Below are 13,516 nucleotides of genomic sequence, written 5' to 3' on the forward strand. Positions count from 1 at the left end.
GTGTGCACGACGCCCCTGAATGTAGAGGTTTTTGATTGACTTAAGCAACTAGCGGATCCGGTGAGCGAGGCGTGAAGGTTCCGCAAGCATGTACGCATCAACTACCTTGCCGGGATAAGGTGTTCCGCTTAGCCTGATTTTGTGCCGCTAATAAACAAAGCCCGTTCGCACACCGCCGGGCAGGGCCACCCCCTGAGCCGGCTCCGTCTCGTCCTCACGGTCTTCTTCGCCCTCGACGGCTTCGTGTTCGCCGGCTGGGTCGTGCGCATCCCCGCCATCAAGGAACAGACCGGCGCCTCCGCAAGCGGCCTCGGCCTGGCCCTCCTCGGCGTCTCCGCCGGGGCGGTGGTGACGATGCTGATCACCGGCCGCCTCTGTCGGCGGTACGGCAGCCACACCGTCACCGTGGTCTGCGCGGTCCTGCTCTCCCTCAGCGTCACCCTGCCCCCGCTGACCCACTCCGCGGCCGCGCTGGGCGGCGTACTGCTCCTCTTCGGCGCGGCCTACGGCGGGATCAACGTGGCCTTCAACAGCGCCGCCGTCGACCTGGTCACGGCCCTGCGCAGGCCGATCATGCCCACGTTCCACGCGGCGTTCAGCCTCGGCGGCATGATCGGCGCCGGCCTCGGGGGACTGGTCGCGGGCTCCCTCTCCCCCACCCGCCACCTGCTGGGCCTCGGCCTCATCGGCCTGCTGGTGACGGCACTGGCGGGACCCGCACTGCTGCGCCAGGCACCCGCCGGCACGGCCTCCCGAACCGGTGCGGACGCGCGCCCCGCGGAACCCACCCGCCTCACCGCCCGCACCCGCCGCCTGGTCGTCGTCTTCGGCCTGATCGCCCTGTGCACGGCCTACGGCGAAGGGGCGCTCGCCGACTGGGGTGCCCTGCACCTCCAGCAGGACCTCGACGCCTCCCCCGGCCTCGCCGCCGCCGGCTACTCCTGCTTCGCGCTCGCGATGACCGTCGGCCGGCTCACCGGCACGACCCTCCTGGAACGGCTGGGCCGCACCCGCACGGTGGTCGCCGGCGGCACCGTCGCGGCCGTCGGCATGCTGCTCGGCGCCCTCGCCCCGGTCCCCTGGGCGGCCCTCGTCGGCTACACCGTCGCCGGACTCGGCCTGGCCAACCTCTTCCCGGTGGCCGTCGAACGCGCGGGCACCCTCGCCGGCCCCACCGGCGTGGCCGTCGCCTCCACCCTCGGCTACGGCGGCATGCTCCTCGGCCCGCCCGCCATCGGCTTCATGGCCGACTGGTTCTCCCTCCCCACCGCTCTCACCAGCGTCGCGGCACTGGCGGCGATCGCGGCACTGATCGGCCTCACCATGCGGCACACGGCGAGCGAATGAGGAGCGGACGGCGCGGTCAGGGGGACTCAGGAAAGGACGGGGAGATGTACCGGTAGTACCGGACGGGGTCTTCGCCGGGTGGCTCCGGCAGTCCGGCGCGGAACCGGTGGAGGCCGCACCGCATCAGGTCGTCGTCCAGGCGCTCGCGCAGCGGAGGCGGATGGTGAGTCGTCGGCGTGCGAACGGGACGACGCGCGCGGTCTCGTGTTCCCTCAGGAGGGAGTTCACGGCGTCCGGCCGGGGGCGCAGGGCGGGTTGGCCGCATATCGCCGGGGTGCTGGTCATGACGCGGCACGTCGTGACTCGTGGTCGCGCTGATCGGCGTCGGTGCCGTCCCGGCAGGATTGGCGGGGCCGGGGTTCATCCGCCGAGCGTGATCGGGCCAAGGCCGGACGGCAGTCGGCACGGCGAGTGCCACGGCCCCGTGCGCTGTGGCGCATTGGCCGAGGTCATGACGCCGGTCGCCCACGAGGGAGGAGCTTCGGCCCCCGCCGGCACCGGCACCTCCCTTCGCCTCGACCGCACTCCATCGGGCACACTCACCCGCATGGAGACCGTCGAGTTCATCCGGATCCTCGATCAGGAGGGCCGGTCCCTCGCCGCCGCGGCGGGCGAGGCGGGGCCCGGGGCCAAGGTCCCGACCTGTCCGGACTGGCATGTCCGGGACCTGCTGCGGCACACGGGCATGGTGCACCGGTGGGCGACGTCGTTCGTCGCCGAGGGGCGTACCGCGCCGCAGCCCGGAGAGGGTCTCCCGGACCTCGACGGTGGCGAGTTGCTGGACTGGTTCCGTACGGGCCACCGACGGCTGGTCGACACGCTCGCCTCCGCGCCGGCGGACGTGGAGTGCTGGCACTTCCTGCCCGCGCCCTCGCCGTTGGCGTTCTGGGCCAGGCGCCAGGCGCACGAGACGGCCGTCCACCGCGTGGACGCGGAGTCGGCGCGCGGAGTGGCACCCGAGGAGATCGCGGCCGCGCTTCCCCGCGACTTCGCGGCGGACGGCATCGACGAGTTGCTGCGCGGCTTCCACGCCCGCCCCAAGAGCAAGGTGCGCACCGAGGAGCGTCGTGTGCTGCGGGTGCGGGCGACGGACGCGGACGACGCGGTGTGGACCGTACGCCTGTCCGCGGAGCCGCCGGCGACGGAGCGTGGCGGCGAGGGGGACGCGGACTGCGAGGTGTCCGGACCCGCGGCGCTGCTCTATCTGTCGTTGTGGAACCGGTTGCCGTACCCCGCCGTCAGCGGAGACGTCTCGCTGGCGCGGCTGTGGCGGGAGAGGTCTGCCGTGACCTGGAGCTGACGCGCGGTCAGTCGGAGTCGGTCAGCATGCGTGTGAGCACCGAGCGTTGCACGGGGAGCACCTCGCCGTGCAGCACGCGCCCTCTGTCGGTGAGCGCCACCCGGACTCCCCGGCGGTCCTCGGAACACATCGAGCGCTCGACGAGGCCGTCCTTCTCCAGCCGGGCGATCAGCCGTGACAGCGCGCTCTGGCTCAGATGGACCCGCTCGGCGATCTCCTGGACGCGGAAGTCGCACGCGCCGGCCGGGGCGGTTCCGGAGAGGACGTCGAGCACCTCGAAGTCACTGGCACACAGGCCGTGTCCGTGCAGTGCGCGGTCGAGTTCGCACTGGGTGCGGGCGTGCAGGGCGAGCATCTCCCGCCACTGTTCCACGAGCGCCCGTTCGACCTTGTCCGCCGCCATGGCGGCACCGTAGCAGAGAACCTGAATCATTGCACTGGAATTAAATGCCCTTGCATCCAATGCATGCGCATGTAGTGTCTCCGGCATGACCTCTCCGCTCCCCTCCCCCGCGACCCCGTCCTCGGCGGTTCGCTGGACTCCCCGGCTGTGGGGCACGCTGCTGGTGCTCTGCGCCGCGATGTTCCTCGACGCTCTGGACGTGTCGATGGTCGGCGTAGCCCTGCCGTCCATCGCTTCCGACCTCGGCCTGTCCACCTCGACCCTGCAATGGATCGTCAGCGGTTACATCCTCGGGTACGGCGGCCTGTTGCTCCTCGGCGGACGCACGGCCGACCTGCTCGGCCGCCGCCAGGTCTTCCTCGTCGCCCTCGGTGTCTTCGCGCTCGCCTCCCTGCTCGGTGGCCTCGTCGACTCCGGTCCGCTGCTGATCGCCAGCCGGTTCATCAAGGGCCTGAGCGCGGCCTTCACCGCCCCGGCGGGCCTGTCGATCATCACGACGACGTTCCCGGAGGGCCCGCTGCGCAACCGCGCGCTCTCCATCTACACCACCTGCGCCGCCACCGGCTTCTCCATGGGCCTGGTCCTCTCCGGCCTGCTCACCGAGGCCAGTTGGCGCCTCACCATGCTGCTGCCCGCGCCGATAGCCCTGGTCGCCCTGGTGGTGGGCCTGAAGCTGCTGCCGCGCAGCGAACGCGAACAGGGCCACAGCGGGTACGACATCCCCGGCGCCGTCCTCGGCACCGCGTCGATGCTGCTGCTGGTCTTCACCGTCGTCCAGGCACCCGAGGCCGGCTGGACCTCGGTCCGCACGCTGCTGTCCTTCCTGACCGTCGCCGTCCTGCTGACCGTCTTCGTCCTGGTCGAACGGCGCTCGCCGGGCCCCCTGATCCGGCTCGGCGTGCTGCGCTCGGGCAGCCAGATCCGCGCCCAGCTCGGGGCGATGGCGTTCTTCGGCTCCTACGTGGGCTTCCAGTTCCTGGCGACGATGTACATGCAGAACCTGCTGGGCTGGTCGGCGCTGCACACCGCGCTGGCCTTCCTGCCGGCGGGTGCGCTGGTGGCGCTGTCCTCGACCAAGGTCGGCTCGGTCGTGGACCGGTTCGGCACCCCTCGGCTGATCGTGACGGGCTTCGCCTTCATGGTCGTCGGCTACGCGCTGTTCCTGCGCGTCGACCTCGACCCGGTGTACGCGGCGGTCATCCTGCCCAGCATGCTGCTGATCGGCGCGGCCTGCGCGCTGGTCTTCCCCTCGCTCAACATCCAGGCCACGAACGGTGTGGCGGACCACGAGCAGGGCATGGTCTCCGGCCTGCTCAACACCTCCGTCCAGGTCGGCGGCGCGATCTTCCTGGCCGTGGTCACGGCGGTGGTGACCGCGGGCGCCCCGGCCGACCCCACCCCGCAGGCCGTACTGGACAGTTACCGCCCCGGTCTGATGGTGGTCACGGGCGTAGCCGCCCTCGGCCTCCTGATCACCCTCCCCGGCCTGCGCACCCGCCGCACCCGCGGCTCGGTCCTGGTCGCCAAGTCCACCGTGGAGGAGGCGAGCGCGGAACGGGTTCCCGTCCGCGACTAGGGGGACGCCTCCGGAGGGCGCCCGGCCGGCTGTTGCCCGCCGGGCGCCCTCCTGTGAGACTCCCCGCATGACTGGCTACGGGGGACGCCGCACGCAGGCGGAACGGGACGCGATCACCGTCGAGATCGGGTACGCGGTGCTCAGCGCGGCCTTCGCGGCGGCGGTGCTGTTCGGGGCGGTCGCCGGGCCGGCACTGCTGTTCGAACTCCCGGACGCCGTCGAGAAGGTGCTCCTGCGGGTGGGACTCACGGTCACGCCCGTGGTGTTCGCCGTCCGGGTGGTGAGTGTGCTGATCCGGTTCCCTGAGCAACGCACGGCCGGCCACACCGGCACCACGGCCGCGCCGACCGCCGGCGCCACCGCCACGACTCCCGGGCGCACCGCCGACAACACCACCGGCCACACCCACGCCACGACCTGGCCCATCGGTGGCACGGGCGGCCACACCGACGCCACGACCGACCGCACCGACGGCGAGACCGGACGCCCCGGTGGTCAGCCGAGCCAGCCGGGCCGGACCAGCCCCGTCTCGTAGGCCAGTACGACCAGTTGGGCCCGGTCGCGGGCGCCCAGTTTCACCATGGTGCGGCTGACGTGGGTCTTCGCGGTGAGCGGGCTGACCACCAGACGGCGGGCGATCTCCTCGTTGGTCAGACCGATCCCGACGAGCGCCATCACCTCCCGTTCCCGCTCGGTGAGCCTGGCCAGCTCGGGGGCGGCCGCGGGCTCCTTGGAACGGGCGGCGAACTCCGCGATGAGCCGCCGCGTGACCCCGGGCGACAGCAGGGCGTCCCCCGCCACCACCGCCCGTACGGCACGCAGGAGTTCCTCCGGTTCGGTGTCCTTGACCAGGAAGCCCGAGGCGCCGGAGCGGATCGCTTCGAAGACGTACTCGTCGAGCTCGAAGGTGGTGAGCATGACCACCTTGACGTCGTCGAGGGCAGGGTCGCCGGTGACCCGCCGGGTCGCGGCCAGTCCGTCGAGGCGCGGCATCCGGATGTCCATCAGGACGACGTCCGGCCGCAGTCCGCGCACGAGCCGCACCGCCTCCTCGCCGTCGGCGGCCTCCCCGGCCACCTCGATGTCCGGCTGGGCGTCGAGCAGCGCCCGGAACCCGGCGCGGACCAGTGACTGGTCGTCGGCCAGCAGTACGCGGATCACCGGGACCTCCTCGGTGTCGGTGGGGGACGGCAGCGGGCGGCTCACCGCTCCGGCCCGGATGTCGACGGCAGGACGGCGACCACGCGGAAGCCGCCGCCGTCCCTCGGGCCCGCCTCGATCGTGCCACCCAGCGCCGCGGCCCGCTCCCGCATTCCGGCCAGGCCGTTGCCGCTGCCGCCCGCGTCCGTGCCGACCGCCGGCCCGTCGTCGTCGATCCTCAGCCGCAGCGCCCCGCCCGCCTGATCGAGGTGCACGCGCGCGTGGCGGGACCCCGAGTGCCGTACGACATTGGTCAGGGCCTCCTGGACGATGCGGAACGCGGCGAGGTCCGTGCCGGGCGGCAGCGGGGGCGGCTTCCCCGTCACGTCGACGGTGAGCCCGGCCCGCGCCGCCTGGTCCACCAGCTCCGGCAGCCGGTCCAGGCCGGGTGCGGGGGCGCGCGGGGCGTCGCCGGGGGTGCGCAGGGTGTCGAGCACCTGCCGCACGTCGCCGAGCGCCTCCTTGCTGGCGGACTTGATCGTGGTGAGCGCCGTGCGCGCCTGTTCCGGATCGGAGTCGAGGAGCGCGAGGCCCACCCCCGCCTGCACGTTGATGACGGAGAGGCTGTGGGCGAGGACGTCGTGCAGCTCGCGGGCGATACGCAGCCGCTCCTCGTCGGCCCGCCGCCGGGCGGCCTGCGCGCGCTCGGCCCGCTCCCGGGCCCACTGCTCGCGCCGGGTCCGGGCCAGCTCCGAGACGGCGACGATGACCACGACCCAGGTGGCGACGACGATCTCCTGGGCGAAGGAGGCGGGCCGGTCCCCGGACGGCGGCAGCCACCGGTAGAGCCAGTGCGCGACCAGCAGGTGTGCGGCCCACAGCACGCCCAGGGCCGTCCAGGCGGCCCGTCGGTGCCCCGCGACGACGGCGGCGAAGCAGGCCACGGCGACGGTCAGCAGGACCGGCCCGTACGGGTAGCCGACGCCCAGGTACACCGCGGTGACGGCGGCCGTGCCGAACACGACGGGCACCGGATGCCGGTGCCGCCACAGCAGCAGGCCCGCGGCGACGAGCAGCAGCACACGCGCGAACGGATCGAGCGCCGCACGTTCGCCCTGCTGTTCGTGGGCGGCGAAGTTCGAGCCGATGAGCACGAACGCGGTGAGCAGGACGGTGGACCGCCAAGGCCAGTGGCTGCCCTGTTCCTCGTCCTCGCGGTGTCCCGGCCACGGCGGACCGTGCCGCCACCACCGCACCGGTCCGCCACGCTCGCGCACCCGCTGCTCGTCCATGCCCGCCACGCTAGACGTCTCCGGCCAGGACGGACGTCGGCCGGACGAGGTGGTCGCGCGTACTCCCCGTGAAGTACGACGGGACGCACGGAGCAGCCGTGATCCCGCCCTGGGATCGATTCCCCTACTCCAGCCCCACTCCCCTGGCCAGCCCCGTCACCGCATCGGGGAAGAACGGCTCGCGGTCCTCGACCATGCGACCTGGCGGTGCGCGGCCGCGAGAGCGGTCGGTGGCGGGCCACGCCGGTGAAACCTGCTGACGGTCGACGGTCAGCAGTACCTCGTGCGCCGGGCGGGCACGTCCAGTGGACGCACAACATGCGCGCGATCGGAGGAGGTGAACTGCACCTCGGCAGAGAGGTGGACGAGTCCACCGCGGCCGAGGTCGGCGACGACGACGAGACGGTGCCGCTGCTGCGCGCCTACCCCGAGCACTGGAAGGCGGAGGTCGGCGTCTTCTTCAACGGCGTCGGCCCCGACTCCCCCGACGCCGGCCTGCGCCGCATCGCCCCCGACCACCCGGTGTTCCGGATCACCGTCACCCAGAGCCGGTGACCCGCGTCGTCCGGCCCGCTCAGCATGCATGGGGCCGGACGCGCCGGGAACCGGCCCGCGCCGTCCGTCACGGGGCCGGACGGGCTTCTCAGGAACCGGCCTCCTCGGCCCGATCCGTGTCCGCGCCCGCACCCGCGGCCGCCTGCCGCCGGTCCACCGCGTTGAGGGCACGCTGGGCGAGCGGGTGGGAGCGCACGAGTTCGCCGAGGGTCGTCCGGCCGCGGGTGATGTCCGTGAACGCCCGCCAGGCCGGGCGCACGCCGGTGAGAGCCGCGTGGAACAGGCCGGGACGCCGCTCGAAGAGGGCCAGCATCCGCTTGCCCACGCTCATCTCCACACCGAGGCCCGCCTTGATCGCGAAGGCGTAGTTGAGGGCCTGTCGGCGGGCGTCCACCGCGTCGTGCGCCTCCGCGATGCGGACCGCCCACTCGCCGGCGAGCCGGCCCGAGCGCAGCGCGAAGGAGATCCCCTCGCGGGTCCACGGCTCCAGCAGGCCCGCCGCGTCCCCGCACACCAGCACCCGCCCGCGCGAGAGCGGCGAGTCGTCGGCGCGGCAGCGGGTCAGGTGGCCGGAGGAGATGCTCGGTTCGAAGCCGGCGAGGCCGAGCCGGCCGATGAAGTCCTCCAGGTACCGCTTGGTGGCGGCGCCCTCGCCGCGCGCGGAGATCACCCCGACCGTCAGTGTCTCCCCCTTGGGGAACACCCAGCCGTAACTGCCGGGCATCGGGCCCCAGTCGATGAGGACCCGGCCCTTCCAGTCCTCGGCGACCGTCTCGGGCACCGGGATCTCCGCCTCCAGGCCGAGATCCACCTGGTCGAGCTTCACGCCGACGTGTGCCCCTATGCGGCTCGCGCTGCCGTCGGCGCCGATGACCGCCCGCGCCAGCACCGCCTCGCCGCCCTGGAGGACGACCGCGACCGTCCGCCGGTCGGGCACGGCCGAGCCGTGCTGCTCGACCCGCGTGACCGTGGCGCCGGTGCGCAGTTCGGCGCCGGCCTTCTGGGCGTGCTCGACGAGCTGCTGGTCGAACTCGGGCCGGTTGATCAGCCCGAACAGCATCTGCCGGGAGCGGCGGGTGCGGGTGAAGCGTCCGTTGTTCGAGAACGTCACCGCCTGCACCCGGTCCTGGAAGGGCAGCTCGAAGCCCGGTGGGAGGGCGTCACGGGAGGGACCGATGATGCCGCCGCCGCACGTCTTGTAGCGGGGCAGCTCCGCCTTCTCCAGCAAAAGGACGCGCCGCCCCGCGACCGCCGCCGCATAGGCGGCCGAAGCCCCCGCGGGTCCCGCGCCCACCACGACGACGTCCCACACCCGCTGCACGTCGTCCGCCGAAGAGTTCTCGCTGCTCACGATGGTCTACTGCTCCCGATCAAGCCGCCTGCCGCACCTGTCCCCCGCATCCTACGACCGAGATCGCCACGGTCGGCTGTGGGAGGATCGGCAACACCCATCTGCACAACGTCGCACCCACAAGGAGCGTGCCCATGTCGTCGAATCCGGTCGCCGAGACCGTCGCCTCGCTGATGCCCAGGGCGAAGGCGGAGCTCACCGAACTGGTGGCGTTCAGGTCGGTGGCGGACTTCGACCAGTTCCCGCGCACCGAGAGCGAAGCCGCGGCGAACTGGATCGTCGCCGCCCTGCGCGCGGAGGGTTTCCAGGACGTGGCCCTCCTCGACACCCCGGACGGCACGCAGTCGGTGTACGGCTTCCTGCCGGGACCGGAGGGCGCGAAAACGGTTCTGCTGTACGCGCACTACGACGTGCAGCCGCCGCTGGACGAGGCCGGCTGGGTCACCCCGCCCTTCGAGCTGACCGAGCGCGACGGCCGCTGGTTCGGGCGGGGCACCGCCGACTGCAAGGGCGGCTTCATCATGCACCTGCTGGCCCTGCGCGCCCTCAAGGCGAACGGCGGGGTGCCGGTCCATGTGAAGGTGATCGTCGAGGGCTCGGAGGAGCAGGGCACGGGCGGCCTGGAGCGGTACGCCGAGGAACACCCCGAGCTGCTCGCCGCCGACACCGTCGTGATCGGCGACGCGGGCAACTTCCGGGTCGGTCTGCCCACCGTCACCTCCACGCTGCGCGGCATGACCATGATGCGGGTCCGGATCGACACCCTCGCGGGCAATCTGCACTCCGGCCAGTTCGGCGGCGCCGCCCCCGACGCGCTGGGCGCGCTGATCCGCGTGCTGGACTCGCTGCGCGCGGAGGACGGCTCGACGACGGTGGACGGCCTGACCGACGCCCCCGCGTGGGAGGGACTCCAGTACGACGAGGAGCAGTTCCGCGAGGACGCCAAGGTCCTCGACGGTGTCGGACTGATCGGTTCCGGCACGGTCGCCGACCGTATCTGGGCCCGCCCGGCGGTCACCGTCCTCGGCATCGACTGCCCGCCGGTCGTCGGCGCCACCCCGTCGGTGCAGTCGAGCGCCCGTGCGCTGATCAGCCTGCGGGTGCCGCCGGGCGTGGACGCGGCCGAGGCGACGAAGCTGCTCCAGGCCCACCTGGAGGCGCACACGCCGTGGGGCGCGCGGGTGCAGACCGAGCAGATCGGTCAGGGCCAGCCGTTCAGCGCCGACACCACCAGCCCGGCGTACGCGGCGATGGCCGAGGCGATGGCGGTGGCCTACCCCGGCCAGGAGATGCAGTACGCCGGCCAGGGCGGCTCCATCCCGCTGTGCAACACCCTCGCGGCGCTCTACCCGCGCGCGGAGATCCTCCTCATCGGTCTCAGCGAGCCGGAGGCCCAGATCCACGCGGTCAACGAGAGCGTGTCCCCGCAGGAACTGGAGCGCCTGTCGGTGGCGGAGGCCCTGTTCCTGCGCACGTACGCGGCGAGCTGAGCCGCACGCTCTGCTCTCGGCAGAGGGCCTCGCCCGGCGGGCGGGGCCCTCTCTACGGTCGTCCCATGGACGTCATCGCGCTCCTCCCCCGTCTGCACCTGCTGCGCTTCCCGGTCGGCCAGGCCTACCTCTGGCGCGACGCCGACGAGTTGACGCTCGTCGATGCCGGACCCCCCGGCTCGGGCCGCGCGATCGCCGACGCGGTCACCGCCCTGGGGCACGATCCGGCGGCCGTACGGCGGGTGGTGCTCACCCACTTCCACGAGGACCACGCGGGCGGCGCGGCCGAACTCGCTGCCCTGACCGGCGCGGAGGTGCTGGCGCACACCGCGGACGCGGCGGTACTGCGCCGCGAAGTCCCTGCCCCGGAACCGGTGTTGGAGGAGTGGGAACGCCCGCTGCACGCCGCCGCGCTGCGACACCTGCCCGTGCGTGACGTCGAACCTCCCGCCGTCATCACGGAGTTGACCGACGGCCATGTCCTCGCCCTCGGCGGAGGAACACGCGTGATCCACGTGCCCGGCCACACCGACGGCAGCATCGCGCTCCATCTGCCGGACCACGGCGTGCTGTTCACGGGAGACACGGTCGCCGCCTCGCCCGTCGACGGGTCGGTGATGCCGGGCGTGTTCAACCTGGACCGGTCCCTGACCGTCGCCGCACTCCACCGGCTCGCCGCCCTCGACGCGGAGGTGGCCTGCTTCGGCCACGGCGACCCGGTGACCGAGCGGGCCTCGGCCGCCCTGCGCGAAGCGGCTGACAGCCATCCCCCCACGCCCTGAGGATGGGGATCATGTTCCTGTCCCCGCGTCTCACCGCTCATCACGCCCTCGCCACCACCCTCGCCCTGCTGAGCGACCGCGAGCCGGCGGCTCTCGTGGCGACCGGAGTGCCCCTCGGCACCGGCGTCGGCGGACGGGGCGCTGCGGGTCGACGTGGAGGGCCGGCCCGTCTTCGTGAAGCGCGTCCGGGTCACGGACACCGAACTCGCTCCCGGCCGCACCCGGTCCACGGCGAACCTGTCCGGCCCGCCGCCGTTCTGCCACTACGGCATCGGTGACATCCCCAGCCCCGGCGCCACGGCGTGGCGGGAACCGGCCGTGCACACCATGACCGCCGGCTGGGTCCTGTCCGGCCGGCTCCCGAACCTTCCCTGACCCACCACTGGCGGGTGCTGCCCGCCGAACCGGAGCCGCTGTACGCGGAACTGGCCGACGCGGACCGGGCGGGGCCTACTGGGGCGGGGACCCGGCGCTGCGCGCGCGGACCGAGGCACTGCGCGCGGCACCGGCCCGCCTCACGCTGCTCCTGGAGTACCTCCCGACCACCCTCCACGACTGGCTGAGCGCCCGGTTGCGCACGGACGACGCCGACGCCGCCTGCGCCCTGGTGGAACGGGAGCTGACGGCGCTGACCGGTTTCCTGCGCGAGCGGCGGCTCACGCACGTCGACGCCCACTTCCGCAACATCCTCACCGACGGCGGCTCTACCTCACCGACCACGGCCTCGCCCTCTCGGCCCGCTTCCGGCTCACCGGGCGGGAACGGGACTTCCTGGACCGCCACCGGGACTACACCACCGCCTACCTCATGAAGTGGCTGGCCGCCGACCTCCACGGATACCGCGGCGAGGAACGCGCGGCCTTCGTGCGCGCCTGCTCCGAGGGTCTGCGGCCCGAGGGGATCCCGGACGCGACCGCCGCTCTCCTGGTCCGCCACGCGCGCGTGGCCGACGTGATGTCCGGTTTCGAGCGGCGGCTGCGGGACGAGAGCCGGTCGACCCCGTACCCGGCGGAGGAACTGCGCCGCGCCGTGGCCGCGTGAAGTCAGCCGACGGGGACCCCTGCCTCCAGGTAGAGCGCGGCGCCCCGCTCACGCGCCCGCAGCGCCCAGCGCAGCCGCTCGTAGCGGACCGGGGGCAGCAGGTCGGCGGCCTCCTCCTCGGTGACGAAGCGCCAGCCGCGCAGTTCGGGGCCGGGCAGCAACAGCCCCTCGGCCGCCGCGGAGTCGAGCCTGCCGCCGTCGAAGAGCAGGCGCAGTCCGCCGTATCCGGGAGGCATCGGCCGCTCCCAGTCGACGACGAGCAGCCGGGGTACGTCGTCCAGCCGGACGCCTGTCTCCTCCTCGACCTCGCGCATACCCGCGCGCGCGGGCGCCTCGCCCGGCTCCACGACACCGCCGGGGAACTCCCAGCCGGGCTTGTAGGTCGGGTCGACGAGAAGCACCCGGTCCCGCTCGTCGAAGAGCAGTACCCCGGCGGCCAGCGTCTCGGCGGTCGGTTCGGGGGTCTGGACGATGTCGCAGGCGCCCACCGACCCGCTGCCGACGGCCTCCGCGATCCGGACGGCGGTCTGGTAGGGGGTGAGGTCGCTGGAGTCGACGGGGTGGGCGTCGGCGGTGAGCCAGCCGACGAGGGCGGCGCGGTACGGCTCGATGTGGTCGTACGACCACTGCCGTACCCGTATCTCGGCGTCGGGGAGGTCGGGCGGGAGTTCGCGCCCGGCTATTCGCTCGCGCAGGATCGTTTCCGCCGGGGCCAGCAGCACATGCCGGACGGCGATCCGGCGGGCTGCGAGGCCACCGAAGATTTCGTCGCGGTACTCCTGGCGCAGCAGCGTCATGGGGACGACGAGGGTGCCGCCCAGCTCGCCGAGGAGCGCGGCCGCGGTGTCGATCACGAGCCGGCGCCAGATCGGCAGGTCCTGGAAGTCGCCGACCTCGGCGAGTCGTTTGGGCGGCAGCAGTTGCGGGAGCGCCGCTCCGATGACCTCGGGGTCGAAGAGCGTGCTGTTCGGGATCAGGTCGATCAGTTCCCGTGCGGTGGTCGTCTTTCCCGCACCGAACGCGCCGTTGATCCAGACGACGGTCACGTTTCCCCCTCTGCAGTCGGCCCCCTGTGGCTTGCCCGCTCCACCCTGCCACGGAAACCAGCTCCCGTTGAGGGCGCGCGAACGCCGTGGGGGGGGGGGCCCGCCGGGGGGGGGGGGGGCGCCCCCCCCCGCCGGGGCAACGGCAAACGCAGAGGGCCCGGCGGGGAGGAAGAACCCCCCCCCGAGGAGGCAG

Annotated in this window: 15 protein-coding genes and 1 pseudogene; 10 read left to right on the forward strand and 6 right to left on the reverse strand. The window is 73.1% G+C overall.

The genetic code is table 11. From position 1 onward, the window contains the following. Nucleotides 1-141 precede the first annotated feature (141 nt). Nucleotides 142-1,347, forward strand: coding sequence for an MFS transporter (locus ACFWJX_RS18715; RefSeq protein WP_383243960.1), 1,206 nt, complete (start codon nucleotides 142-144; stop codon nucleotides 1,345-1,347). A gap of 123 nt (nucleotides 1,348-1,470) precedes the next feature. On the opposite strand, the gene ACFWJX_RS18720 is transcribed toward ACFWJX_RS18715, so the two are convergent. Continuing rightward, on the reverse strand, nucleotides 1,471-1,632 hold the full coding sequence (locus ACFWJX_RS18720) for a hypothetical protein (RefSeq protein ID WP_383243963.1): 162 nt from the start codon (nucleotides 1,630-1,632) through the stop codon (nucleotides 1,471-1,473). A 262-nt stretch (nucleotides 1,633-1,894) separates the two neighbouring features. On the opposite strand from ACFWJX_RS18720, the gene ACFWJX_RS18725 reads away from it, so the two are divergent. Further along, entirely contained in the window at nucleotides 1,895-2,647 is a 753-nt protein-coding gene (locus ACFWJX_RS18725; RefSeq protein ID WP_383243966.1) for a maleylpyruvate isomerase family mycothiol-dependent enzyme, read from the forward strand. Between the two features lie 7 nt (nucleotides 2,648-2,654). Here the strand turns inward: ACFWJX_RS18725 and ACFWJX_RS18730 are convergent, their stop codons facing one another. Further along, the gene (locus tag ACFWJX_RS18730) at nucleotides 2,655-3,050 is read right to left on the reverse strand and encodes a MarR family winged helix-turn-helix transcriptional regulator (protein ID WP_383243968.1); all 396 of its coding nucleotides are present in this window, start codon (nucleotides 3,048-3,050) and stop codon (nucleotides 2,655-2,657) included. A gap of 85 nt (nucleotides 3,051-3,135) precedes the next feature. On the opposite strand from ACFWJX_RS18730, the gene ACFWJX_RS18735 reads away from it, so the two are divergent. Then, nucleotides 3,136-4,626: an MFS transporter gene (locus ACFWJX_RS18735; RefSeq protein ID WP_383243971.1), complete on the forward strand. Its 1,491-nt coding sequence runs from the start codon at nucleotides 3,136-3,138 to the stop codon at nucleotides 4,624-4,626. A 67-nt stretch (nucleotides 4,627-4,693) separates the two neighbouring features. Next, nucleotides 4,694-5,161, forward strand: coding sequence for a DUF6332 family protein (locus ACFWJX_RS18740; protein ID WP_383243974.1), 468 nt, complete (start codon nucleotides 4,694-4,696; stop codon nucleotides 5,159-5,161). Here ACFWJX_RS18740 and ACFWJX_RS18745 read toward each other — a convergent pair. Both ACFWJX_RS18745 and ACFWJX_RS18750 read right to left on the reverse strand, forming a co-directional pair. Next, on the reverse strand, nucleotides 5,122-5,787 hold the full coding sequence (locus ACFWJX_RS18745) for a response regulator (RefSeq protein WP_383244053.1): 666 nt from the start codon (nucleotides 5,785-5,787) through the stop codon (nucleotides 5,122-5,124). The two genes, ACFWJX_RS18740 and ACFWJX_RS18745, sit on opposite strands and share 40 nt — an antisense overlap. Before the next feature lie 41 nt (nucleotides 5,788-5,828). Continuing rightward, nucleotides 5,829-7,058: a sensor histidine kinase gene (locus ACFWJX_RS18750; RefSeq protein WP_383243977.1), complete on the reverse strand. Its 1,230-nt coding sequence runs from the start codon at nucleotides 7,056-7,058 to the stop codon at nucleotides 5,829-5,831. Between the two features lie 201 nt (nucleotides 7,059-7,259). Between ACFWJX_RS18750 and ACFWJX_RS18755 the strand changes: the two are divergent. After that, nucleotides 7,260-7,613, forward strand: a pseudogene (locus tag ACFWJX_RS18755) (nitroreductase/quinone reductase family protein); the annotation flags it as partial. A gap of 88 nt (nucleotides 7,614-7,701) precedes the next feature. Here ACFWJX_RS18755 and ACFWJX_RS18760 read toward each other — a convergent pair. Beyond that, complete coding sequence (locus tag ACFWJX_RS18760) at nucleotides 7,702-8,964, reverse strand: geranylgeranyl reductase family protein (RefSeq protein WP_383243980.1); 1,263 nt, start codon at nucleotides 8,962-8,964, stop codon at nucleotides 7,702-7,704. Nucleotides 8,965-9,098: 134 nt separating this feature from the next. Here ACFWJX_RS18760 and ACFWJX_RS18765 point away from each other — a divergent pair, with 134 nt between their 5' ends. The 5 genes from ACFWJX_RS18765 (at nucleotide 9,099) to ACFWJX_RS18785 (ending at nucleotide 12,277) form a co-directional block, all read left to right on the forward strand. Further along, nucleotides 9,099-10,454, forward strand: a complete 1,356-nt coding sequence (locus tag ACFWJX_RS18765; protein WP_383243983.1) for a dipeptidase — start codon at nucleotides 9,099-9,101, stop codon at nucleotides 10,452-10,454. A gap of 65 nt (nucleotides 10,455-10,519) precedes the next feature. Further along, nucleotides 10,520-11,236 carry an MBL fold metallo-hydrolase gene (locus ACFWJX_RS18770; RefSeq protein WP_383243985.1) on the forward strand — a complete coding sequence of 239 codons (717 nt, stop codon included), beginning with the start codon at nucleotides 10,520-10,522 and terminating at the stop codon, nucleotides 11,234-11,236. Nucleotides 11,237-11,410: 174 nt separating this feature from the next. Beyond that, entirely contained in the window at nucleotides 11,411-11,611 is a 201-nt protein-coding gene (locus ACFWJX_RS18775) for a hypothetical protein (protein WP_383243988.1), read from the forward strand. Between the two features lie 196 nt (nucleotides 11,612-11,807). Then, the gene (locus tag ACFWJX_RS18780; protein ID WP_383243991.1) at nucleotides 11,808-12,047 is read left to right on the forward strand and encodes a hypothetical protein; all 240 of its coding nucleotides are present in this window, start codon (nucleotides 11,808-11,810) and stop codon (nucleotides 12,045-12,047) included. Further along, nucleotides 12,044-12,277, forward strand: coding sequence for a hypothetical protein (locus tag ACFWJX_RS18785; RefSeq protein ID WP_383243994.1), 234 nt, complete (start codon nucleotides 12,044-12,046; stop codon nucleotides 12,275-12,277). Before ACFWJX_RS18780 ends, ACFWJX_RS18785 begins: the two co-directional genes overlap by 4 nt. Before the next feature lie 2 nt (nucleotides 12,278-12,279). Here the strand turns inward: ACFWJX_RS18785 and ACFWJX_RS18790 are convergent, their stop codons facing one another. Next, nucleotides 12,280-13,323: an NUDIX domain-containing protein gene (locus ACFWJX_RS18790; RefSeq protein ID WP_383243997.1), complete on the reverse strand. Its 1,044-nt coding sequence runs from the start codon at nucleotides 13,321-13,323 to the stop codon at nucleotides 12,280-12,282. Nucleotides 13,324-13,516 lie beyond the last annotated feature (193 nt).

It is taken from the genome of Streptomyces sp. NPDC058335, from assembly GCF_042723915.1.
Lineage (GTDB): Bacteria > Actinomycetota > Actinomycetes > Streptomycetales > Streptomycetaceae > Streptomyces.